This window comes from Acinetobacter lwoffii (assembly GCF_024129355.1).
In the GTDB taxonomy this organism is placed as follows: Bacteria; Pseudomonadota; Gammaproteobacteria; order Pseudomonadales; family Moraxellaceae; genus Acinetobacter; species Acinetobacter lwoffii_I.
Window position 1 is genome coordinate 40,658 of record NZ_JAMXXP010000004.1, and the last position, 21,906, is coordinate 62,563.

A 21,906-nucleotide genomic window follows, 5' to 3' on the forward strand; every position below is an offset into this window, starting at 1 on the left:
CAAAATAAAAGAATTAAAAATGCTGGTTCTAAAAAACTACGTAGGTTCAGTATACGGTGGTTTAGGACATTTACTTTTGGACTATTATCAGTTGAAACAGCTTGAAGTCCCTGAGAAATTATTGGCCATTCAAAATCTGGAACGCTTTGATTTCGCCTTGTGGCGTGATCTATTAACGACACTTGATCAACAGCTGCAACGACCGGCTTTAGGCTTGGAAATCGCCCAACTGGTTGAAGCTAAACACCTCGGTATTATTGGCTATCTGGCACTCTCAAGTGAGACCTTGGGTGAAGCCTTTATGCGCTATCATGATTATCATCGTCTGATTTATGATGGCGGCCCACTTCAGCTGCAATGGCAAGGCGATTATCTGTCGATTGGCTGGGTTGAAGTTCCCTTTCATCTGAATACCCAACTGACCGATGAAATCGCGATTGCGCTAATGACGGAATTCGTAAAAGCCAATGTTCAGAACCCGCACGTGGTTCAGTTATATGAAGTGCATTTCCAGCATGCAATGCCTAAAAATATTGTACTCTATGAGCAGTATTTCGGATGTAAAGTCCGCTTTTCTCAAGCCAGAAATCAGGTATTGATGCATGTCAGTGAACTGTCCAGACCACTGAAACAGGGCGACCAGACCTTGCAAAAACTGCTGATGCAACAGGCCAAAGCATTGCTAGAAAAATTTCCGCACTCCACTCTCATTGATCAGCAACTGCAACAGGCAATTCTGATTGGCCTGCAAAAAAACCTGTTCCAGATCAAACATATTGCCGAGCAGATGAATTTTTCCGTGCGTCAGTTACAACGCCATTTACAAAAACAGGGCAAAACTTATCAGCAATGTATGCAGGAGATTCGCTGCATGCTGGCTATGCAATATCTGAAAGATCCGCACTTGAGTTTGCAGGAGACTGCCATGTTACTGGGTTATTCTGAACAAAGTGCGTTTCAGCGTGCCTTTAAGCAATGGACCCAGCTGACACCGCAGCAGTGGCGCCAACAGAATATGCCAGCTGCTTAAACTACCAGCATGTTCGTTTGATATACGGGCTTCAAGCAGGGTTGACGATTTTAATCCCTGTCCCCTATCACCTGATGATAGATAGAAAAATAAGGAATTAAAATATGGGTAGATATCTTCCCGAATTGCTCGGCACGTTCTTGCTAGTGTTTGGAGATATTGTGGGAGCAGAAAATTAGGCTTTTTAATAAAAACCCTCTAAAAAGCCAGGATTTCCAAATACCATTTTTCTGCATGTTTCACATGGAGCATGCAGATCATCGCGCTTAAAAATGCTTATAAAAATGGATTTTCAATTTCATCCAGATCATCACGCTGAATTTTTTCTGGCAAGTCCTGCGTGTTTTCCAGTTGTTGTACCACATCATTCAGAAAAGCCTGCAAGGCTTTGGCCACTTTCAGTCCCTGCTGATCCTTGGTGATTTGCAAGTTGCCATACAGGCTGACGCAGTCCAGATCATTTTCCAAAGTCAGATCATGAATGGCATGGGATTCATTGCCATTCTCAAATGCTTTAAACATATCCTCTTCACCTGTCTTTGTTATTTTTCCATGAATTTGTGATGTTGATGCTACCTGAATCCCGGTTTTTTCAGCAAGCTTATTTCAACAACTGCAAAATATATTGCAACAAGGCATCAATCAGCTGTTTCACAATGGCATCTTGCGTTGCGTTGTCTATCGCGCCGCCAGTCGCAGAGGAGGTCGAGCTGCTTGAACCAGAAGACTTAAACTCACGTTGCAATGCCTGTAGATCTTCTTCGGAAACCTCTTCGGCACACTGACTTTCTGCATCCCAATTAGAGTATTCAATTTTCTGGTTGGCTTTTACTGCATTTCCGGTCAGTGGCAGCTTATAGGTATTGCGCTTCTGCTCTTCGGTAAGCTGCGGAAACAGGTTAATTCCAAGCTGTTCTTCCAGATAGCAGACACTAACAATACGCACTTTGAGCGAATTGTCATTCGGTGCATAGTAAGCACCAATGGCACCGGTTTTCGGCATATAAACTGCCTTATAGACCGCAGTTGGCACAATCACGCCATTGCCAATGGTTTTCAGCTTCTTCCCGGCAAAGACCGGCCCGGTTACCACATAAACATCCTGTTTCTGCTTGGTCACAATGGCACGAGTGGCTTCTTCCAGCTCACGCCAGACTTGCTGATTATTCTTGGGCGCTTGCGGCACCATATTGGCCAATGAAAAACTGTCAGACTGCGCAGCCTTGTTAGGCATATCCGCATTTGGCGCCATATGACCGCGGTCATAACCTGAACCACGATAATCCGCCAATGTGGCACGATGCTTCGCACTGACCCGATCTTCTTCATGAAAATTATCTTCACGGGGAATTTTCTGGCTTAAGCGTGCTGGCGTTAAGGCTTCTGCAACCCAAAGTGGCGTTTTAGATACCCCGGAATAACCGACATTAAAGCCATTAAAACACAGCGAATAGCTGTCTTTTTTCAGGCTGTCTTTCATCAAATATGGCGGTACATCACGATAAAACTGGTTCAGACAGGCAGAATCACTGGAAGAGGATAGTGACACCCACTGACTGATTTTTTCCTGGCCAAAAGCGATGGCGAAGCTGCTCGAAGCCACCACGCCCAGAATGACTTTAATACTATTATCATTTAAAAACTGAAAAAAAGAGTTCTTGGGTTTACGCTGCTTCTTGGCCATTCTTACACGTACTTTTTAGATCAATACAGATTTCGACCGAGCTTAACAAGCTGTATAAGTGAAGTATATCTTGGCTCTACCATTCGTTTACTAAATAAACAATAAGTATCCAAAATCCCGGGCAGTTGTAACAAACTGTCTAATTTTATTTCTTTTTAAATGAGGTTTCTCGGTGTTTGCGTAGCTTTGTTTGGCTCAGTAGATTGAGTGTGTAAAGCTAACGGCCTATCTCAATTCGTACAATTATTAGCAATGGTGTCAATCATGAATTCCAAACTCTCTAAAGCATTAGGTTTAGGATTATTCACAAGTGTGATTAGCGTAGCTGCATTTGCTGAGCCACCGGTTCAACCAGGTGAAACACTTGAAAGCTTGTCTAAAGCTAAAATTAGTACCAAGGTGAATGGTCAGGAAGCCTCTTTAGAAAGCTTGGTGAACTCTGGTCAGATTCGTCTGGTCGATCCGCGTGCAGCAGCACCGCAACCAGCCATGCCAAACACACAGGCACCAATGCCCAATGATCCAGCAATGACTCAGGCACCAAATTCAGGTACTGTTTCTCCTCAACCACCTGTCACAGAACCAGGTATGAATGAAGCAGAGGTGCCGGCCAATCTGGTTGAACCAGCCACTGAATCAGAAGTAGAAGCCAGCACGTCTATGACGACGCCTCAACAACAACCAACACTGGAAGAACAACAAGCAGCTGTACCAGCAATGTCTGAAGAGCAACAGCAAGCAGCTATTGCTTCAGAACAACCGATGCTTGAAGCACAGCAACAAGCGGCTGTGACTGAAGCAGATGTGAGCAATGAACAAACTGAAATTGCAGCTCAATCTGATGCAGAGCCAGTACTGATGGAAGAACCTTTGAATGCTGCACCTGAAGTGCCGGCTGCGGTAGAACTCGAACAATAATCTGAAACTCATTTATTTATTGTTTCTCTCATAAAAAAACCAGAGTGTGCCTCTGGTTTTTTTTATGCTTTTTATTTTATTTACATCTGAATCTGGGTGCCCAGCTCGACCACACGGTTGGGTGGAATTTGATAGAAATCACTGACCGGACTGGTATTGCGCTGCATAGAAATAAACAGCTTTTCCCGCCACGGTGCCATGCCCTCACCCACAGTATGCATAATCCGTTCACGTGAAATAAAGAAACTGATCTGCATCAGGTCATATTCAAAATCCCATTGCTCATAGGCCTGTTGTAAAGCTTCCGGAATATTCGGCTGATCCTTAAAACCATAATAGATAAACACCCGGTAAAAATGCTCACTCAGTTTTTCCAGTTCAATCCGGTCCTGCCTGTCAACAAAAGGAATATCCCGGGTAATCACCGTCAACATGATATTGCGTTCATGCAAGACCTTATTGTGCTTAATATTATGCAACATGGCATGCGGAACAATATTTGGTGTACCGGTCAGGAAAATGGCATCGCCTGGCACAAACTTGGTGCCTTCCCCCATCGAAATACTTTTAATAAACAGATCAATCGGCAAGGCATCCTGTTCCAGCCGGTTCAGTACCAACGCACGCCCGTCTTTCCAGGTCATGAGAATCGTAAACAGTACCGCACCAATCAGAATTGGCACCCAGCCACCCGAAGCGATTTTCAAGGACGTTGAGGCCACAAAGACTAAATCCAGTGCCAGGAATGGTACAGCAAATAACGCTACTTTCCAGACCGGCCAACGCCAGAAGCCATAGGCCAGAATCGAGATCAAAATGGTGCCGCAGAGCATGGTCATGGTCACCGCAACGCCATAAGCACTGGCCAGATTGGCACTATTTTCAAACAGTAAAATCAGGATCAGCACCGAGATAAACAACATCCAGTTAATGAAAGGCAGATAAATCTGGCCACGCTCCAATGCAGAGGTATGCTTGACTGACAGGCGCGGCAAATAACGCAATTGAATGGCTTGATTGACCATAGAAAATACCCCAGTAATGACCGCCTGTGAGGCAATCACCGCCGCTGCAGTCGCCAGTCCAATCATCGGAAATAAGGCCCAGTCGGGCAGCAGCATATAAAAAGGATTCGCCAGTGCTTCAGGACTACGCAGTAACAAGGCGCCTTGCCCGGCATAATTCAGCAATAAACATGGCAAGACAATAATGAACCAGGCCAGACGAATCGGCAGACGGCCAAAATGCCCCATATCGGCATAAATCGCTTCACCCCCAGTCATGGTCAGAATCACCGCCCCCATGGTCAGAAAAGCCACATAGGGCTGATCGACCACAAAATGATAGGCCCAGTAGGGATTCACCATCCACAGTACAAACGGGGTCTGGATGATGCTCCACAAACCAAAACCGCCAATCGACAAAAACCAGAGCATGGTTAAAGGTCCAAAAAACTTGCCCATCGTGGCTGTGCCGTGTCGCTGTACCATAAACAGTCCGGCCAAAATCCCGATGGATAAAGGCACCAGCCACTGATTGAAAATGGGCGTGGCAATACTCAGGCCTTCAATGGCTGAGAGCACGGAGATTGCCGGGGTAATAATCCCGTCACCGAAAAATAGCGATGCGCCGACAAAACCCAAAGCGATCAGGAATATTTTCTTTTGATCAGAGATTCGTGTGGTACGCAGGTTTAATGCCAGTAGTGACATGATCCCGCCTTCGCCGTTGTTATCGGCACGCATGATCACCATGACGTATTTAAAGCTGATGGTAAGCATCATGCACCAGAAAATCAGGGACAGGATGCCGAGTACAGAAGCTTCGCTAATGGCGAGGTGTGCGGTGAGGAAGCATTGGCGCAGTGCATAGAGCGGACTGGTACCAATATCTCCGAAAACGACCCCAAGCGCAGCCAGTGTAATCACTGGGAGAGCTGCCTTTTGTGCAGTGCTTTGCATATATTGTCTTCGTTTTTTAACAAGCATTTTTGCGAATCATAGCACCGCATTAAAAGTTTTTCTGCAAATCAATTGTTTCAGCTTGGCACAGCTGGTTTTTTTCGCTATTATCCTCGGCCTATGGTGAGGTGTCCGAGTGGCTGAAGGAGCACGCCTGGAAAGTGTGTAAACGTTTATAGCGTTTCGAGGGTTCGAATCCCTCTCTCACCGCCAGAATTTAAAAACCCGAATCACATGATTCGGGTTTTTTTATATTTAATTTTATCCATCATCCCATCAGTAAAAAAAATTATCTGCTTAGATCTTAAAATATTATTATCTATCGCCTTAGGCAAAGGCATTGAATTAATACCAGTCCTCGTTCATAAAAATCTTTTGCAACACAACACTTACGCTCAATTCTATTTTTAAAAATCTTCATTTTTCATCAGCCAAAAAACTGATGAATTGTGCAGTTTCTGTACGCCATTCATTTCAGGTTTTTATTTATGTGTTCAAACAAAAAACTGGCACAGAAATAGCTTAATTTTATTGTCATCAAAGCTATGTTATGTTGCTTATAAATCAACTAAAAGGAGAATAAAAACCACAGGATAGAAAGAAATAACCAAGTGAACCGAGCCATTCAAATTTGAAGTTAAAAAATAGATACACTGCTATTCGGAGAGCGAACATGAATAACAGCGCAAACTATGCCAAACAGATTAAAAATGCAAAACGTGGCGGTTACACCCCAACCATTGCCAAGGACATCAATAAACATAAAATTCAAAAAGCCTTGAGACTCATCGAACAGTGGAGAAGCCTCGCTCAAGAACTCAAACCTCAAATGCAGTTTGATATAGCCTTTACTTTAGAGGAATGTGCACAAGAATTAGATCGCATCCTAAAAAACAGATAAACCGTATAACTGACTCATATCCAGAACCAATCCTGTGCTTTCACCCTCGCCCATATCTACACATATGGACGATTTCTTTGCGCATAGCCAAAAACAGAACTTTCCATCCATCGGGTCAAAATAAACAAATCCTGCCGAAACAGTTTAAACGGTTATTTTTTGGCTTGCGTGACCAAAAAAAATCTGTAAAATGCACTCCACCATGCCGGCATAGCTCAGTTGGTAGAGCAACTGACTTGTAATCAGTAGGTCCACAGTTCGAATCCGTGTGCCGGCACCATATCTTAGCCTCGCTTTTTAGTGAGGCTTTGATGTTTCTGGGTTTTGGTATTTTCAGCTGAGTCTTCTTGCACTTTCTAGTGCTTCGATTGTGCCGTCACTTGCACATATCTCACAATCCCTTCCTGATATAATTTTCGGCATAGTTTCGCTGTCATCTGAATTTTAAAATGATCCAGTTTTGAACCTTGAGCCTGATCATCTGATGCTTTTGAATTCAAAGTCTTTTGCACATAATCAGCAAAGCCGGAAAATACCGGCTCGGACAGATCCTGAATCTGGATATTTTTAAATTCAAAACGATCCAGACAAGCGTACAGCGCCCCAACAGACATGAGATCTTTTAAATTCACATCAGCAGATTTCAATAAAAACTGATATTTACGCCGTTGTAAGGCATTTAAATTTTCCCAGCGCTCGGACAAAACCAGATGATGAAAACCAATCCGCGCATTTGAATTTAAAACACTACGGATCTGCTCCAAGAATAAAGGCACAGGACTGTGATAAGCCGCATCCAGACACAGCACCACATCAAAACGCTGGGAAAATGGCAATTCTTTTAAACGCAAAAATGACGCCTGATAAATGGCATTCAGTTCTGGCAGATGTTGCTGAATATTAGCTACACAAGCAGCCTGCAGCTCAACCCCCGCCAGATATTGCACCTGATAGTGTTGTTGCCAGTACAGCAAACTTGCACCCTGACCGCAGCCTAAATCCAGCAGTTTATCTTTTGAATTTAAATTTACAGTTTGTGCAAGGTGATCGGTGAGCATACGACAGGCAGCCGCATAATCCTGCTGACCTGCTTGCCAATACCCTAAATTGCTCCAGGGCAATTGCGCATGATCGCCCAACACAGCGGCATCAATTGCATACTTGTGCTGAGGAAGACGCTGACGCATTGCCTGAAGCCATTGCATGGATTAATAACCCAGTTGCGGAGCAACCTCGACCACAGGTTTTAAACCCTGAAATGGTAAAGGCGCACCAAAGATTTCTGCAATCTTCATCGCTGAGGTCACTGCTGATTCCAGAATTGGCAAACCGTCACATGACCATGAACCGCAGAAGAAGACTTTACGATTGGCCTCCAGATGACGTTGCTGCAATTCTTTATTCAGTGCCACGGTATTGGCATCGACAACTGCACGCGTCAGCATGACCGATTTGATCACTTTCTTCGGATCAATGTCGGTTACCGGACGCCAGGTCTGAAATACGGCTGATTTGCCAACCAAAGAAGGTTCAATCGAGTTGAGCCACACGGTAAATTGCTGACGAGTAAATTTACGGTCCATCATATAGCTGAGTACAGCCCAGTCTTTACGCTTTGGCGGCATCACGCTGGCATCGGTATGGATGACCAGTTCACCCTGTTCGAATTTGAATTTCTTCAATAATTCAATTTCACTGGCAAACTGTTCTGGATCCAGGAACTCCTCAATTTTGGTGGTCGGTGTCGCGACAATCACCCGGTCAAACAGTTTTGAATAACCGGCCGCATTTTCAACTTTGACCTGATCGCCCTGCTCTTGTACCAGTGTAATTGCTGAACCGTCTTCAATATGAATGCCTTCAATCAGCTTGTCGACAAGCGCCGGTGTACCGCCTTGCAAACGCAGTAAAGCATCACCATCGGTCAATTGACGCAGGAAAATTAACAACGGTTTAGCTGGCCATTCACCAATGGTTTTCGGATTGCAGGTACAGATGGTATATAGCACCGGCATCACCGCACCATGCCAGAATACTTCTTCAATCTCGTTGCGGTTGATAAATTCTGCCAGGCTGATGTCCTGATTTTTCGATTTAAAGAATTTGGTCAATGCAACTTTTAACTGCAACAGGCCTTTGACCAGACGCCAGCCATACTGCTGCAGGCCTTTACGGTTATTGATAATCGGGATATTGCCAATTCGGCTGCGCGATGTGGTCAGCCAGGTTTCAGTTTTATCTTCAAATAACCAGCTGCAGGCCATATAGGTCCGCACCGGATAAGTTTTAATGCCCAGATGCGTGGCCAGACTCAGGGTGTTTTTCCACAGATAGGGATTCATCACACGTAAAGGTGCGTCAATCAGGCCCCCTTCAAATTCAAGGCTATGACTGTCCATGCCGCGACCTGGAAGTGCTTCAAAAATCGTGATGTGATGCCCTGCGTCCTGGAGAATTCTGGCTGTAGCCAGTCCGGCCATGCCACTACCAATTACTGCGATATCCAAACTGATCATCCGTCATTGAAAAACTACAGAAATTATGTACCATGCGCCAATCAAACAGGTTATTAAAATCTTCCAGAATATATGTTTTTCGTAAAGGCCTTTTTGTTCAATTTCACCTGCTTTTTATTCATTTTTCTGCCTTAGTTAAAATTCCATCAAATCTAAGATTTTATTCATATTTTTATCTAAAAACTTGAAAATTCGCTTTAAAAACAAATAATTTAATTAACCATTTTTATAATCCTTGGTTGACAAATACTTTTTAAATACCTATGATTCGCAGCATAAGAAAACCATAAATTCATCCGGTTCCATTCAGATGCGTTTATGCGAAAATTGTTTAAAACGACAAGAAACTACAGCGCCTTATAAAATAAAAGCCTCTGCGAAAGCAGAGGCTTCTTTGTTTTCAGGCCTAGTCAATCATGCAGCAGGGTATTGCGCTTACTTGATTGCCTCGCATAAGCCGCTTAAAAAGCATAGAGTGCAATTCCTCAATTCTCATTTTGTTCTCAAATAGAAATCAAATGGCATGATGTTTTTGTCTAGAATTCATAAATCTCTAAACTAAAAAAATAAAAAATCCAGCAACTTGTGCTGGATTTTTTGCTTCAAAGAAGTAGGTTTGAATTAGATTTTACCCACCAGGTCGATTGACGGCGCTAGCGTTGCTTCACCTTCTTTCCATTTTGCCGGACAAACTTCACCTGGGTGCGCATGTACATATTGTGCAGCTTTCACTTTACGAAGAAGCTCTTGTGCATCACGGCCGATACCACCCGCGTTGATTTCAATAATCTGGATTTTACCTTCTGGATCAATCACGAAAGTACCCCGATCTGCCAGACCTTCTGCTTCAATCAGTACTTCAAAGTTTTTAGACAAAGTCCAGGTTGGATCACCAATCAATGGATACTGGATTTTACCAATCACGTCAGAAGTATCATGCCAAGCTTTATGGGTGAAATGAGTATCGGTAGACACGCCATAGATTTCTACACCCATTTTCTGGAATTCAGCATACTGATCAGCAAGATCGCCTAATTCAGTTGGACAAACAAAGGTGAAATCTGCAGGATAGAAAAACACCACTGACCATTTACCTTTCAGGTCTTGCTCAGAAACTTCGATGAACTGACCATTGTGGTAAGCAGTTGCATTGAATGGTTTGATTTCAGTATTGATTAAACTCATGAGATATTTCCTCTGGCTTATTTCTGGGATTGCTTATCTTGTGAAGCTAGAATACGAAAAATTTCAAAATAGGTAAAACCGCAAGTTTTTATAAAAATGATCGCTTTTTTAGATCATAAATTTCTATCAGTATTGTTCATCTTATTTATTTTCTCGATGTAGAGCTGTTCTGATCAAAATAACGCCATGCTTTAACACTTCTTAATATTTTAATAAATCATGGGCTTATACAAACTTAATACCAATCTTCAAGACATAAAAAACCCACCGTATTCAGGTGGGTTTTAATGATGATTTACCTTTTTGACCTACATCTCAAAATGGTAAGTCATCATCTAGATCTGCTGCAGGTGCTGCTGTTGGAGCAGGTGCAGATTTTGGCGCAAAACCACTCGGGTTATTGTTGCCATAACCGCCGCCCTGGTTGTTGTTAAAACCGCCTTGCTGTGGTGCTGAACCATAACCTGATTGCGGGTTATTGCCATAACCACCCTGGTTGTTGTTCGCCTGATTATTGTTATTAAAGCGTGGCTGGTTAAAGCTGCTCTCGCCCTGATCATTTTGAGGACGGCTAGAGTCTAACATCTGCATTTGTTCACCACGAATTTCCGTCGTATAGCGCTCCTGACCATTCTGGTCAGTCCACTGACGGGTACGTAATGAACCTTCAATATATACTTTTGAGCCTTTACGAAGATATTGCTGTGCAATTTCACCTAAACGGTTATGCAACACGATACGGTGCCATTCCGTTTGTTCTTTACGTTCACCGGTACTTTTATCTGTCCACGAATCGCTGGTTGCGATCGAGAATTGAGTGAGAGAGCCACCATTTGCAAAAGTTTTGGTTTCCGGATCTTTACCCAAAGTACCCACTAAAATAACTTTATTTACACCACGCATTTGCCGTTTACTTCCTATATATTTCTGTATTTTACTTTATAAGAGTTATGCTTAAATGGCTACCTCTTTACCCAACAAGTGCGTTAATTGTTGTCGCGAAGCATCATCAATCTGCTGTTTATCGACTTTTACATAGGCAACTTGCTGTTCAGACATCACCACGACCTCTTCAATACCACGAATCGCCAAAAGCTGAGAAGTCCATTCGTCAGTTTGTCTGCTTTCCGGCAAACGCAACACCAGCGATGACAGATAGCGTGGCTGTGCCAGCCCAAAACTCATCAGCAGCCAGATTATCGCAATCCCTGTCAGGATACTCCAGCCCATCGAGGTATTGTTCAGCAGTAATAATTGTCCGCCAATCATACCGCCAAAGAACGCCCCTAAAAACTGGCTGCTGGCATTTATGCCCATTGCGGTGGCTTTGGACTGGATCGGTGCCGCTTTCGACAACCAGGACGGCAACAAGGCTTCCATCACATTAAAAGCAATAAAGAACAGCCCTAGACCAATCAGCAAGACATATTTGGATTCAAAACCAAATGCCATCACCATTAGGCCCAGAATAATGCCAGTAATGGCCACCAGAAAAATCGCGCGCATTTTGTGGTATTTTTCTGCCAGGATAATACTTGGAAAAGCAAAAAACAGGCTCAGCACCAACAGCGGCAAATATACCCAGCCATGACTGGACAGTGGCAGATCAGCAAATTCGATCAGCTGCGAAGGTACATAGATAAACATCGCGGTGAGCAATAAATGCAGGGTAAAAACCGACACATGCAGACGATTCAGATCTCCGATTTTGATTACCTGTTTCAACTGTGCCAGATAGCCTTGCTGAAAGTTTTGATGATGCCGCGTGACCTTAGGCACCATCAACAGCATGGCAATCGCCGCCAGGCCCATCACCGTAGTCACCCAGAATAATCCCGAGATGCCCACCAGACCCGTTAGCCAAGGCCCAAGACTAAAGGCCACCACAAAAGACAGGCCGATACTCATGCCCATCATTGCCATGGCTTTCATGCGGTTTTCTTCACGGGTGACATCTGCCAGCAGCGCCATCACCACAGCAGATACTGCACCACCACCGGCGATCGCTCGGCCAATAATCACGCCATAAATGGTGTCCGACATGGCCGCAATCGCACCGCCCAGCGCAAATAAGAGCAGCCCCAAAACCACCAGTGGCTTACGGCTATAACGGTCCGCAATCAGGCTGAATGGAATCTGTAACAGGGCCTGGGTCAGACCATAGACCCCGACCGCCAAACCGATCAGTGCAGGCGTCGCATATTGATATGCCTGCCCTGCCACAGAAAACACCGGGATAATCATAAACAACCCCAGCATGCGCAGTGCAAAAATACTGCTCAGGGCAAAGGTTGAACGACGTTCTAAAGCATTCATCATAAATTATGGCGATTGGGTTAATTAATCTGGAGCCCAGATTATAGGACATTCAGCTCATTAATAAGACATGAATTTTACTTGAAATAAAGATGATGCCAATCTAAAAACAAAAAAAGCGCAGCCGGAGCTACGCTTTCATTCAGGGACAGTGCTTTATTTGTCTAAAGCTGCCTGACGTTTCTTGTACTGAATCGAGGCGAATACTGCCCAGACAATAAAAGCCACACCGATCAGACCGGTCACCACTTCTGGTACATGCAGACCGGTTCCGCTGGCAATCATAATGAAAGCCAGTGCACCGATGGCATAATGCGCACCATGTTCCAGGTAGATATAGGCATCCAATGTGCCCTGCTCAACCAGATAAATCGTCATTGAACGGACAAAGATCGCACCAATTGCCAGACCCAGCATGATGATGACCACGTCTGAGGTAATCGCAAAGGCACCGATCACGCCATCAAAACTGAAAGAGGCATCCAGGACTTCTAGATAGAGGAAACCACCAATACCGGCTTTCACTACACCCGTCGGTACGCCATTTTCATCATGACGAACTGCATTGCCATTTTCATCCACTTCAGGTTCACCACCGAGCATATGACTCAGCACCTGCACCCCGATATAAATCACAATACCCCAGATTCCGGCCATGGTCACGACCAGACGCTTGGCTTCACCGACATTGGCTGCCATGATTAACAAGGCCACCAGTGCAATAAAGACCGACATCGCCGGAACACTGGCCAGGTTGGATAAACGGCGTTCTACTCGTCTGAACCAGTGGGTATCCTTTTCTTCATCCAGGAAGAAGTTCAGGAATACCATCAACAGGAAAGCACCACCAAAAGCAGCAATCTCAGGATGATGTGCCATTAAACGTGCTGAATATTCTTTCGGATCATTCAGGGCCAGACGTACCACTTCCATAAAGCCCAGGTCTGCAGTCACTGCAACAATGACCACTGGGAAGATCAAACGCATCCCGAAAACTGCAATCAGAATACCGACTGTCAGGAACAGCATTTTCCAAAAATGATCCCAACCCCGTAGGACTGAGGCATTAACAACCGCGTTATCAAAGGACAACGACACTTCCATAATCGCTAAAATAGCGGTGATGGTTAGCGCTGTGAGCATGGTTTGCAGGCCTGCGTCAGGACCATGGGTATAACCCCAATACGCAGACAAACCAAGACACACGATCGAAAATGCAATCGAGAAACCAAAATGTTTCAACATACACAACGACCTTGGATAAATTAAATAAATGTATGGCTGCGAAAGAGCAGCAATACGAATAGGAAAAGTTAAGCTAATTATGAAACTTTTAGCGCATAAACCAAAGCACTTCCTGAGCCGTTTTATCTTATTTTCTGTTTTTAAAATTTGCCGATCTTTTAAACAGCCCGATCTTTGCTATAGTGCCGCATGGTTTAACTTGAACTGCGAAGGATTTTCAGCATGAGTTTTTCACAAGAGGTATGGCAACGTAATCTCACACTTTATCAGAAGACCCTGGCCCTGCCCTTTAATCAGCAACTGGCACAAGGTACTTTAAGCCGTGAAGCCTTTAGTCATTATGTGATTCAGGATGCGCATTATTTACTGGCCTATGGCCGTGCACTGGCCGTGTGTGCCGCTAAAGCTTTTGAAGCGGACGATGTAATCCAGTTTGCCGAGGCAGCCAAAATTGCGATTGTGGTGGAACGTAGCCTGCATGATGGCTTTATGCAAGATTTTGGCATTAGCAAAGAGCAATTTGAGCAGACACCGTTGACGCTGGCATGTCATCACTATACTTCTTATCTGACTTCGACCGCCTGGTCAGAAAGCTACCCGGTGGTGCTAGCCTCGTTGCTGCCTTGTTTCTGGATTTATGCCGAAGTTGGTAAAGATATTGTCGACAACTCTGCGCCGAATAATCCGTATCAAGCCTGGGTGGATACCTATTCAGGAGAGGAATTCCACACTGCGGTGCGGAATGTGATTGCGACCGTTGACCGTGTTGCGGCGCGTGTTGATGCCGATACACTAGAAAAAATGCATGCAGCTTATACGCATGCGGCCCGTCTGGAATGGTTGTTCTGGGACAGTGCCTTTGAGCAACGCCAGTGGCCTGGTCTGGATGAATAAGACGGACGAATAAAAAAAGCCCTGTTTAAGATAGGGCTTTTTGGTTATAGCTGATCAAAAAATTTCTACTGTCATAAACCGATCATAAAAACGGCTTAGTCTGAAAAAACAAGGATAGAACGGGCCACTACGCTAGACCTAGCTATAAGCCCAAAATTGCCGCACAATAATTGAGAATAATTATCAATTAATAAATTCAATCCCGGAAAGAGGCAGACAATATGGACACTTTAGGCACCGAAGCGATTCGGGCATTTTTTACCCTGCAATGTTGCTGGTTCAACAATGAAGAAATCTATCTGGAACAAGGCTGTCTAGATTGTAGCTCGGCAGCCACTTATCTGATTTACCATACCAACACGCATATCCAGAAACATCTGCTGAAATTTATTGAAAAGTATCGCTGTCATCAGGCATGCCGTAACGATTTGCTCGACCTGGATTTTTTCCGAAAAGACTATGAGGACTTTCTGCACATTCTGGAAAATGAAGTCAATTTTTATGCACGTCTGCATCATGATGTGCTACGTGACCGCTGTTTTGAAGAGATTGAGTCTATCTTTGAACGCCGTTATGCAGCGGCTTGTTAAGTATTTACCTTGTACATGATGATTGTGAATATTTAAATGATCTGCTGTTGTGTTTCTTAATGTTGTGATGAATTGACCAATCACCGACATAACTTGACGTTTAAAATACTTTTATTTGCACTTGAACATTTTTCATTCGGTATCATATAAGGGTTTTTGATGAATATTCTAGGATCCTTGCATGAGCCAAAGCCACATCCGTATTCGAGGCGCACGTACCCATAACCTGAAAAATGTGAACCTTGATATACCACGCGACAAGTTTGTGGTGATTACGGGACTGTCTGGTTCAGGTAAGTCCTCGCTTGCCTTTGACACCTTATATGCCGAAGGTCAGCGCCGTTATGTGGAATCGCTGTCTGCCTATGCCCGCCAGTTCCTTTCCCAGATGGAAAAGCCAGAAGTCGATTCGATTGAGGGCTTGAGTCCAGCCATCGCCATCGAGCAGAAATCGACCAGTCATAACCCACGCTCTACCGTAGGAACCATTACCGAAATTTATGACTATTTACGTCTACTGTATGCGCGTGTCGGTACACCGTTCTGTCCTGAACATGACTTGCCGATGGTGGCACAAACGGTCACTGAAATGGTCGATGCCGTTAAAGCACTGGAAGAAGGCACTGCACTGTTATTGTTAGCACCGGTTGTGCGTGAGCGTAAAGGTGAATACACGGCGCTGTTTGAACAGCTACAGAGTCAGGGTTTTGTCCGCGCCCGCGTCGATGGCGAGATCATGGAAATTGATCCGCCACCAGAACTGGACAAAAAGAAAAAACATACCATTGAAGTGGTAGTCGATCGTTTTAAAGTGCGTGATGATCTGGGCAACCGTATTGCCGAAAGTTTTGAAACGGCGCTGCGTCTTGGTGGTGATATTGCGATTTTATCCTGGATGAAGGGCGAGCATAACGATCGCGTATTTTCAGCCAAGCACTCCTGCCCGCAATGTGACCGCGCGGTGGCTGAACTGGAACCGCGTTTATTTTCGTTCAACAACCCTTTTGGCGCCTGTCCGGTCTGTGATGGTCTGGGGACCCGCAGCCATTTCAGTGCCGACAAACTGATTCCCAATCCTGAAGTCAGTGTCAGTCAAGGCGCGATTCGTGGCTGGGACCGTCAGCGTCCTTACTATTACAGCATGATCCAGAAAGTCGCCGAGCATTTTGGTTTTTCTCTGGAAACTCCATGGAATGAACTGGATGCTGACACCAAGAAAAAATTTCTGTACGGCACTGGCAAAGAAAAAATTGATCTAAGTTATATCGATGAACGTGGCCGACGTCATAATCGGGTCATTCCTTTTGAAGGAATTTTGCCGCATCTGGAACGCCGTTATCGTGAAACTGAAAGTAATTATGTCCGTGATGATCTGGCGCAGTATTTATCCAATGCTGCCTGTGATGCCTGTGATGGTTCACGTCTGAATGAAATTTCGCGTAATGTGAAAATTCTGGACAAGACCATTGCCGATATTACCCGTATGTCGATTGGCGATGCTGAAAGCTATTATCAAGACATTCATCTGGAAGGTGCCCGTGGAGAAATTGCCGACAAGATTTTCAAGGAAATCCGTGAACGTCTGCACTTTCTGGTTTCGGTCGGCCTGAATTATCTCAGCCTGTCCCGTTCTGCCGAAACTTTATCTGGTGGTGAAGCGCAGCGAATCCGTCTGGCCTCACAGATCGGTGCCGGTTTGATGGGCGTCATGTATGTGCTGGATGAGCCGTCAATTGGTCTGCATCAGCGTGATAACGACCGTCTGCTGCAAACCCTGATCCGTCTGCGTGATCTGGGCAATACCGTGCTGGTGGTCGAGCATGATGAAGATGCGATTCGTGCCGCCGATCATATTATTGATATCGGTCCGGGTGCCGGTGTGCATGGTGGGCATGTGATTGCCGAAGGAACGTATGATGAAATTCTGGCCAATCCGGACTCGCTGACCGGAAAATATTTATCCGGAAAATTAAAAATTGAAGTGCCGAAAAAACGGATTCAACCGCCTAAGCCTAAAGAACAGATCAAGCTAATGGGAGCATCCGGGCATAACCTGAAAAAAGTCGATCTGACCATTCCTTTAGGTATTATGACCTGTGTTACCGGGGTGTCCGGTTCAGGTAAATCGACCTTGATTAACCGGACTTTGTTACCTTTGGCGGCGACCCAGCTCAATGGTTCCACCACTTTAACTTCGGAGAAGTTTGAATCGATTGATGGTTTACAGTTCCTCGACAAAGTGGTGGATATTGACCAGAGTCCGATTGGACGTACCCCACGTTCCAATCCGGCGACTTATACCGGCCTATTTACCCCGATTCGTGAACTGTTTTCACAGACGCAAGAAGCCAAGGCACGCGGTTATGCTGCCGGTCGTTTCTCGTTTAACGTGAAAGGTGGCCGCTGTGAAGCCTGTGAAGGTGACGGCATGATCAAGGTAGCGATGCACTTCCTACCGGATATGTATGTGCCATGTGATGCCTGTCATGGCAAACGCTATAATCGTGAAACGCTGGAAGTAAACTATAAGGGCAAGAATATTTCCGATGTCTTGCAGATGACCGTTGAAGATGCCATGCATTTCTTCGATGCGATTCCGGTGATTCACCGTCGTCTGGAAACATTACATCAGGTCGGTTTGGGCTATATACGTCTGGGTCAGTCTGCGACCACTCTTTCTGGTGGTGAAGCACAGCGGGTCAAACTGGCGCGTGAGCTGGCCAAACGCGATACCGGTCAAACCCTGTATATTCTGGATGAACCGACTACAGGTCTGCATTTCCATGATATTGCCAAACTGCTGGATATCCTGCATCAGCTCCGTAACAAGGGCAATACCATCGTGGTGATTGAGCATAATTTGGATGTGATTAAAACTGCTGACTGGGTGGTGGACTTAGGTCCTGAAGGTGGTTCGGGTGGCGGTATGATTGTCGCGGAAGGTACGCCTGAACAGGTCGTGAAAGTCAAAGCTTCACATACGGGTAAATTCTTGAAGCCGTTGTTGAAGTGATTTAATTTTTTAAATCCTCCCCAACCCTCCTTTGAAAAAGGAGGGGGCTTTTCTCTTTATCTGGCGTCATATAGGACTTAGGGTTAGGGGAGATTTTATCCACCCAATAAGTATGATAAAACGGTGAATCATTCACCGTTTTTTTATTTAGGAAAAATATGCGGTTTTCGGAACGGAATGGATATAAGCCTATTCGTAGTATTATTCAAAAAGAAAGTATGGATGAACGTCTAAGAGTTAGTCTTTGGAATGTATTGCATGAATGTTTATGGGAGAGAGCTTTCAGCAATCAAGAGTCTTTTTGCACTTTAGACTCACATCTCGGTAAGCTTATAAAATCGTATTGGTCAACCTTCTTTCAATTACCTTTAGACCTTATACCAGAAGAATTTGAAGAAGCATTACAACAAATTAGAAAATATTTTTTCAATTTCAAATGGTATGAAACTTATGATTTTATTGAAAATACAATAGAATATTATCCAACATGGTATGTATCGCCTAACTTCAAATTTATAGATGATCTAAACAATGTTTTAGAACGAGAAAACAGCGCTTATAGAATAATTAATGAGCATGTTATTGAAATTACATCTGAACAAGAAATTCAATCCATCGAAACTGCTTTAGAAAATACAAATCAATATTTAGGTGTTCAACAACATTTAAATCAAGCTTTAAAACTGATGTCAGATCGTCAAAAGCCTGACTATCGAAATTCAATTAAAGAATCTGTTTCGGCATTAGAAGGTATGTGTCAAAAAATATTAAAGAAGGACAAAGTAACTTTAGGTGATGCAATTGGTCAAATTGAAAAACAATATCCAATACATCCTGCATTAAAAGCCAGTATTAAATCTTTATATGGTTATACATCCGATGCAGATGGTATTCGCCATGCAATGTTAGACGAATCAAATCTTTCTTATATCGATGCAAAATTTATGCTTGTTGCCTGCACAAATTTTATTAACTATCTGATCGACAAAACCAGAGATCATCCAAATTAGATCACATGACTGGCGACATGGATGTCGCCCGTTCGACTGTGCTAAAGGGACTTAGCATCAGTCGAACAAATGCATTTTGCTACTTTTGTGCAGTTCAAAAGTAGAGAAAACAGTCTTTTGAACTAAACCTCTGCCACCGCATTACGTCCTTTGGCCTTTGCTGCAAACAAAGCATCATCTGCATTTGACAATAAAGCCATCCAGGACAAGGCACCAATGGCAACCCCAATACTGACCGAAATCTGAATCTCGTCTCCTGCTGCAGTCACAATATGACGCTCAGCCACTTCAGCCCGAATGTTATCGGCCACAATCAATGCCTGCTGCATCTGGATATTTTCAATCAGCACCAGAAATTCATCCCCCCCATAACGTACCAGCAAATTTGTAGCACGGACATTGGCCTTTAAACGCTCGGCCACCAGCTGAATCACCTGATCGCCAATAATATGCCCATATTGATCATTCACCTGTTTAAAATGATCAATATCAATAATCATCAAACAGGTTTGGCTCAATTGACCCGGCTGATTTTCCATAAAACGAATATATTCTTCTAGCGCGAAACGGTTGGATAATCCGGTCAAAGAATCGGAATGGGCAATATTCTTTAAACGGAACTCTAGCGCATCACGTTCTTGCAACATCTGTTGCAATTTCTGAATGGCAGCGAATAAAGAATCAGAATGATTCACTTCACGCAGCCGCATATCAATTTTCTGACGACCCAAGTTTTTAGACAAACTCAACAACATGCGGCGTGCCTGAATTAGCGGCAGAAAAACCTGTTTACGTGCAAAAATCATGGTTGAAATCGCGGTCAGCAATGAAATCAGCGATACCAACACGCTCCAGATCAAACGCTGCATATTGCTGTTCATCTCTTGAATAGCAGCATCTCTGCTATATTGCAGCAGGTAAGTTTGCAGGTCTACCACAGTCGCAAATTTATCTACGATCGCTTCAGTCAGCTCTGTTCCGCTCAAACGGTAGTCACGTTGCTCCAGACTGTCACTGATCAGCTCACTCACAATCGATAAGCCTTGCTGAATAAACTCGGTTTCTACCCGTCGATGTAAACGAATGAATTCCTCAGTCTTATCTTTAACAGGTTGAATGGTATCAATCAAGGCCCACAAATAACGCACCTGATGTTGGGTCTGTAAAGAGCGGGTAATATTTTCAGTGGGAAGCGGAGCTTCAAAAGTCACATGCGCCATGATAGACGAGGCCACACGACCGGCCTGATCACGTAAATCAGATAAAAATAGAATCTGGCTAATATAGTTATTCAGAGGGGTCGATGAGCTATCTGAAGCCACCGCCACGTCACGCAAAAGTTCACGGCAACTTTCCCAGGCAGCAAACATCGCCAGAATCGCCTGATCAAGTTCTTGTGCACTACGTTGCTGACGTGGCATCCGGGTATAGGCATCAACCTGTGCACGCCCTTTTTTCAAACTATTCTCAAGCTGTGAAAGTTGCTGACTCAGGTTGTTAAAACCGACCTCCGTCAAGACATCAGCCGTCTGGGAGAGCTGCCGATCCACCTGTTGACGGTAGCTGATTAACTCTTGCTGATGCTGGGCAAATTCCTGCACCGAACTGGACATGGCCTTATTGGCAGGCGCACGCTCACGCGAAATTTTATTTGCCAGGTCAGCGACCTGCTGCAATGCATTCAATTGTTGATAGGTTTGTCTGGATTTTAAATAACTTTGACTGCTACTCACAATTAAGGGAATACAGATACAAAGTAAACATAAAATAATAATCGACATCGACCAGTACAAACGTTTACTGATCCACTCAGAGCGTAAGGTATTCATGCTGTTGTATTACGCCCCAATATGACAAGCAAAGCTAAATAGATTGATTATTATACAAATAAAACAGGATGGTCTTAAAGCCTTTAGTCTTACTTCACTTATGTTTTTAATGAATTTTTATCATCTATTATTTTCAGATACTTAAGTTAGTTCATTTGAAACTTTAATGCAGGGTTTCATAACCACAATTCCCTATAAAGTCTTACAAAAGCAAGGGAATTTAAGCAGCTAAAAAATATAAAAACTTGCTTTCTGCACTATTTACACCTGCAACAAATAGGTGCATAATGCACCGCATTAGGGCGAGTTAAATTATTCCTCAGCAGATATTTTAGTTTACCCGCAAATTTTGGCGAAAAAACCCCGATTTTCTATGAAAATTGGGGTTTTTTTTAGCTATTGAATTTTAGACCTACATTTTTACTTTTTAATATGCACTATTTTGGTGCTTAAAATTATTATAATATTTCTTCTTATGATCTTTTTAATTAAAGGTTTTTCAGAAACGGAATGATCCGAAATAAAAAATACTGGACAAAAAAAAGCCCAACCTTGGGGAAAGCTGGGCGATAAAACAAAAAATTGTGGAGAATCAGGCTAAATCACTATAAAAGTGTGAACTCTAACTTGATTTTCATATTATGTAAAATTCCCCTCAAAATGTAAAGCCGATTGCTCCAGTCAAGATTATAAAACATGCCCATTTAGCTCAAAAAACAGACACCTATTCTAAGATCCAAGCTGATGATGCTTTAAAATCAAGCAATCCAATCAAAGACCTGATGCGCCAGACATTTTGCACTTCTTGACACAT

The 21,906-nt window shown here is 43.8% G+C and carries 17 protein-coding genes and 2 tRNA genes; 9 read left to right on the forward strand and 10 right to left on the reverse strand.

Annotated features, from left to right (window positions below; translation table 11 throughout):
* Window positions 1-19 precede the first annotated feature (19 nt).
* Window positions 20-1,030, forward strand: coding sequence for an AraC family transcriptional regulator (locus tag NI468_RS03905; RefSeq protein WP_253100053.1), 1,011 nt, complete (start codon window positions 20-22; stop codon window positions 1,028-1,030).
* A 276-nt stretch (window positions 1,031-1,306) separates the two neighbouring features.
* Here NI468_RS03905 and NI468_RS03910 read toward each other — a convergent pair whose 3' ends face one another.
* Both NI468_RS03910 and NI468_RS03915 read right to left on the reverse strand, forming a co-directional pair.
* On the reverse strand, window positions 1,307-1,552 hold the full coding sequence (locus tag NI468_RS03910) for a hypothetical protein (protein ID WP_253100056.1): 246 nt from the start codon (window positions 1,550-1,552) through the stop codon (window positions 1,307-1,309).
* A gap of 79 nt (window positions 1,553-1,631) precedes the next feature.
* Entirely contained in the window at window positions 1,632-2,714 is a 1,083-nt protein-coding gene (locus NI468_RS03915; protein ID WP_253100059.1) for a DNA/RNA non-specific endonuclease, read from the reverse strand.
* Between the two features lie 264 nt (window positions 2,715-2,978).
* On the opposite strand from NI468_RS03915, the gene NI468_RS03920 reads away from it, so the two are divergent.
* The gene (locus NI468_RS03920) at window positions 2,979-3,632 is read left to right on the forward strand and encodes a hypothetical protein (protein WP_253100062.1); all 654 of its coding nucleotides are present in this window, start codon (window positions 2,979-2,981) and stop codon (window positions 3,630-3,632) included.
* An 80-nt stretch (window positions 3,633-3,712) separates the two neighbouring features.
* On the opposite strand, the gene NI468_RS03925 is transcribed toward NI468_RS03920, so the two are convergent.
* Window positions 3,713-5,593, reverse strand: coding sequence for a potassium transporter Kup (locus NI468_RS03925; RefSeq protein WP_005105382.1), 1,881 nt, complete (start codon window positions 5,591-5,593; stop codon window positions 3,713-3,715).
* 122 nt (window positions 5,594-5,715) lie between these two features.
* On the opposite strand from NI468_RS03925, the gene NI468_RS03930 reads away from it, so the two are divergent.
* The 3 genes from NI468_RS03930 to NI468_RS03940 all read left to right on the forward strand — a co-directional run bounded on the left by NI468_RS03930 (window position 5,716) and on the right by NI468_RS03940 (window position 6,774).
* Window positions 5,716-5,806 (forward strand) — tRNA-Ser (locus NI468_RS03930).
* 460 nt (window positions 5,807-6,266) lie between these two features.
* Window positions 6,267-6,494, forward strand: coding sequence for a hypothetical protein (locus NI468_RS03935; protein WP_253100065.1), 228 nt, complete (start codon window positions 6,267-6,269; stop codon window positions 6,492-6,494).
* Window positions 6,495-6,698: 204 nt separating this feature from the next.
* Window positions 6,699-6,774: transfer RNA gene (locus NI468_RS03940), tRNA-Thr, on the forward strand.
* Between the two features lie 76 nt (window positions 6,775-6,850).
* Here NI468_RS03940 and NI468_RS03945 read toward each other — a convergent pair.
* From NI468_RS03945 to NI468_RS03970, 6 genes are all read right to left on the reverse strand, one after another.
* Window positions 6,851-7,699 (reverse strand): SAM-dependent methyltransferase, encoded by an 849-nt coding sequence (locus NI468_RS03945; RefSeq protein ID WP_253100068.1) that lies wholly within the window; start codon window positions 7,697-7,699, stop codon window positions 6,851-6,853.
* 3 nt (window positions 7,700-7,702) lie between these two features.
* On the reverse strand, window positions 7,703-9,010 hold the full coding sequence (locus NI468_RS03950) for an FAD-dependent oxidoreductase (protein WP_253100071.1): 1,308 nt from the start codon (window positions 9,008-9,010) through the stop codon (window positions 7,703-7,705).
* Between the two features lie 621 nt (window positions 9,011-9,631).
* Complete coding sequence (ahpC, locus tag NI468_RS03955) at window positions 9,632-10,195, reverse strand: alkyl hydroperoxide reductase subunit C (protein WP_004278673.1); 564 nt, start codon at window positions 10,193-10,195, stop codon at window positions 9,632-9,634.
* A gap of 315 nt (window positions 10,196-10,510) precedes the next feature.
* Window positions 10,511-11,098, reverse strand: a complete 588-nt coding sequence (ssb, locus tag NI468_RS03960) for a single-stranded DNA-binding protein (RefSeq protein ID WP_004281391.1) — start codon at window positions 11,096-11,098, stop codon at window positions 10,511-10,513.
* 51 nt (window positions 11,099-11,149) lie between these two features.
* A complete protein-coding gene (locus NI468_RS03965) occupies window positions 11,150-12,514 on the reverse strand; it encodes an MFS transporter (RefSeq protein ID WP_253100074.1) in 1,365 nt (454 codons plus the stop codon).
* A 153-nt stretch (window positions 12,515-12,667) separates the two neighbouring features.
* Window positions 12,668-13,756: a DUF475 domain-containing protein gene (locus tag NI468_RS03970; RefSeq protein ID WP_253100075.1), complete on the reverse strand. Its 1,089-nt coding sequence runs from the start codon at window positions 13,754-13,756 to the stop codon at window positions 12,668-12,670.
* A 222-nt stretch (window positions 13,757-13,978) separates the two neighbouring features.
* Here NI468_RS03970 and tenA point away from each other — a divergent pair, with 222 nt between their 5' ends.
* The 4 genes from tenA to NI468_RS03990 all read left to right on the forward strand — a co-directional run bounded on the left by tenA (window position 13,979) and on the right by NI468_RS03990 (window position 19,263).
* Window positions 13,979-14,650, forward strand: coding sequence for a thiaminase II (gene tenA / locus NI468_RS03975; protein ID WP_180180825.1), 672 nt, complete (start codon window positions 13,979-13,981; stop codon window positions 14,648-14,650).
* 221 nt (window positions 14,651-14,871) lie between these two features.
* Window positions 14,872-15,240 carry a hypothetical protein gene (locus tag NI468_RS03980; protein ID WP_253100078.1) on the forward strand — a complete coding sequence of 123 codons (369 nt, stop codon included), beginning with the start codon at window positions 14,872-14,874 and terminating at the stop codon, window positions 15,238-15,240.
* Window positions 15,241-15,421: 181 nt separating this feature from the next.
* Window positions 15,422-18,253, forward strand: coding sequence for an excinuclease ABC subunit UvrA (gene uvrA, locus NI468_RS03985; protein ID WP_253100081.1), 2,832 nt, complete (start codon window positions 15,422-15,424; stop codon window positions 18,251-18,253).
* A gap of 158 nt (window positions 18,254-18,411) precedes the next feature.
* Window positions 18,412-19,263 (forward strand): AbiJ-NTD4 domain-containing protein, encoded by an 852-nt coding sequence (locus NI468_RS03990; RefSeq protein ID WP_253100085.1) that lies wholly within the window; start codon window positions 18,412-18,414, stop codon window positions 19,261-19,263.
* A 122-nt stretch (window positions 19,264-19,385) separates the two neighbouring features.
* On the opposite strand, the gene NI468_RS03995 is transcribed toward NI468_RS03990, so the two are convergent.
* Window positions 19,386-21,092, reverse strand: a complete 1,707-nt coding sequence (locus NI468_RS03995) for a GGDEF domain-containing protein (protein ID WP_253100088.1) — start codon at window positions 21,090-21,092, stop codon at window positions 19,386-19,388.
* Between the last annotated feature and the right edge of the window lie 814 nt (window positions 21,093-21,906).

Bases quoted from the DNA above. Each gene is read 5' to 3' on its own strand.
- uvrA (WP_253100081.1), top strand. From the start codon at position 15,422: ATGAGCCAAAGCCACATCCGTATTCGAGGCGCACGTACCCATAACCTG.
- NI468_RS03925 (WP_005105382.1), bottom strand. From the start codon at position 5,593: ATGCAAAGCACTGCACAAAAGGCAGCTCTCCCAGTGATTACACTGGCT.
- NI468_RS03905 (WP_253100053.1), top strand. From the start codon at position 20: ATGCTGGTTCTAAAAAACTACGTAGGTTCAGTATACGGTGGTTTAGGA.
- NI468_RS03935 (WP_253100065.1), top strand. From the start codon at position 6,267: ATGAATAACAGCGCAAACTATGCCAAACAGATTAAAAATGCAAAACGT.
- NI468_RS03995 (WP_253100088.1), bottom strand. From the start codon at position 21,092: ATGAATACCTTACGCTCTGAGTGGATCAGTAAACGTTTGTACTGGTCG.
- NI468_RS03915 (WP_253100059.1), bottom strand. From the start codon at position 2,714: ATGGCCAAGAAGCAGCGTAAACCCAAGAACTCTTTTTTTCAGTTTTTA.
- NI468_RS03950 (WP_253100071.1), bottom strand. From the start codon at position 9,010: ATGATCAGTTTGGATATCGCAGTAATTGGTAGTGGCATGGCCGGACTG.
- NI468_RS03965 (WP_253100074.1), bottom strand. From the start codon at position 12,514: ATGATGAATGCTTTAGAACGTCGTTCAACCTTTGCCCTGAGCAGTATT.
- NI468_RS03990 (WP_253100085.1), top strand. From the start codon at position 18,412: ATGCGGTTTTCGGAACGGAATGGATATAAGCCTATTCGTAGTATTATT.
- NI468_RS03980 (WP_253100078.1), top strand. From the start codon at position 14,872: ATGGACACTTTAGGCACCGAAGCGATTCGGGCATTTTTTACCCTGCAA.
- NI468_RS03970 (WP_253100075.1), bottom strand. From the start codon at position 13,756: ATGTTGAAACATTTTGGTTTCTCGATTGCATTTTCGATCGTGTGTCTT.
- NI468_RS03920 (WP_253100062.1), top strand. From the start codon at position 2,979: ATGAATTCCAAACTCTCTAAAGCATTAGGTTTAGGATTATTCACAAGT.
- ahpC (WP_004278673.1), bottom strand. From the start codon at position 10,195: ATGAGTTTAATCAATACTGAAATCAAACCATTCAATGCAACTGCTTAC.
- NI468_RS03945 (WP_253100068.1), bottom strand. From the start codon at position 7,699: ATGCAATGGCTTCAGGCAATGCGTCAGCGTCTTCCTCAGCACAAGTAT.
- tenA (WP_180180825.1), top strand. From the start codon at position 13,979: ATGAGTTTTTCACAAGAGGTATGGCAACGTAATCTCACACTTTATCAG.
- NI468_RS03910 (WP_253100056.1), bottom strand. From the start codon at position 1,552: ATGTTTAAAGCATTTGAGAATGGCAATGAATCCCATGCCATTCATGAT.
- ssb (WP_004281391.1), bottom strand. From the start codon at position 11,098: ATGCGTGGTGTAAATAAAGTTATTTTAGTGGGTACTTTGGGTAAAGAT.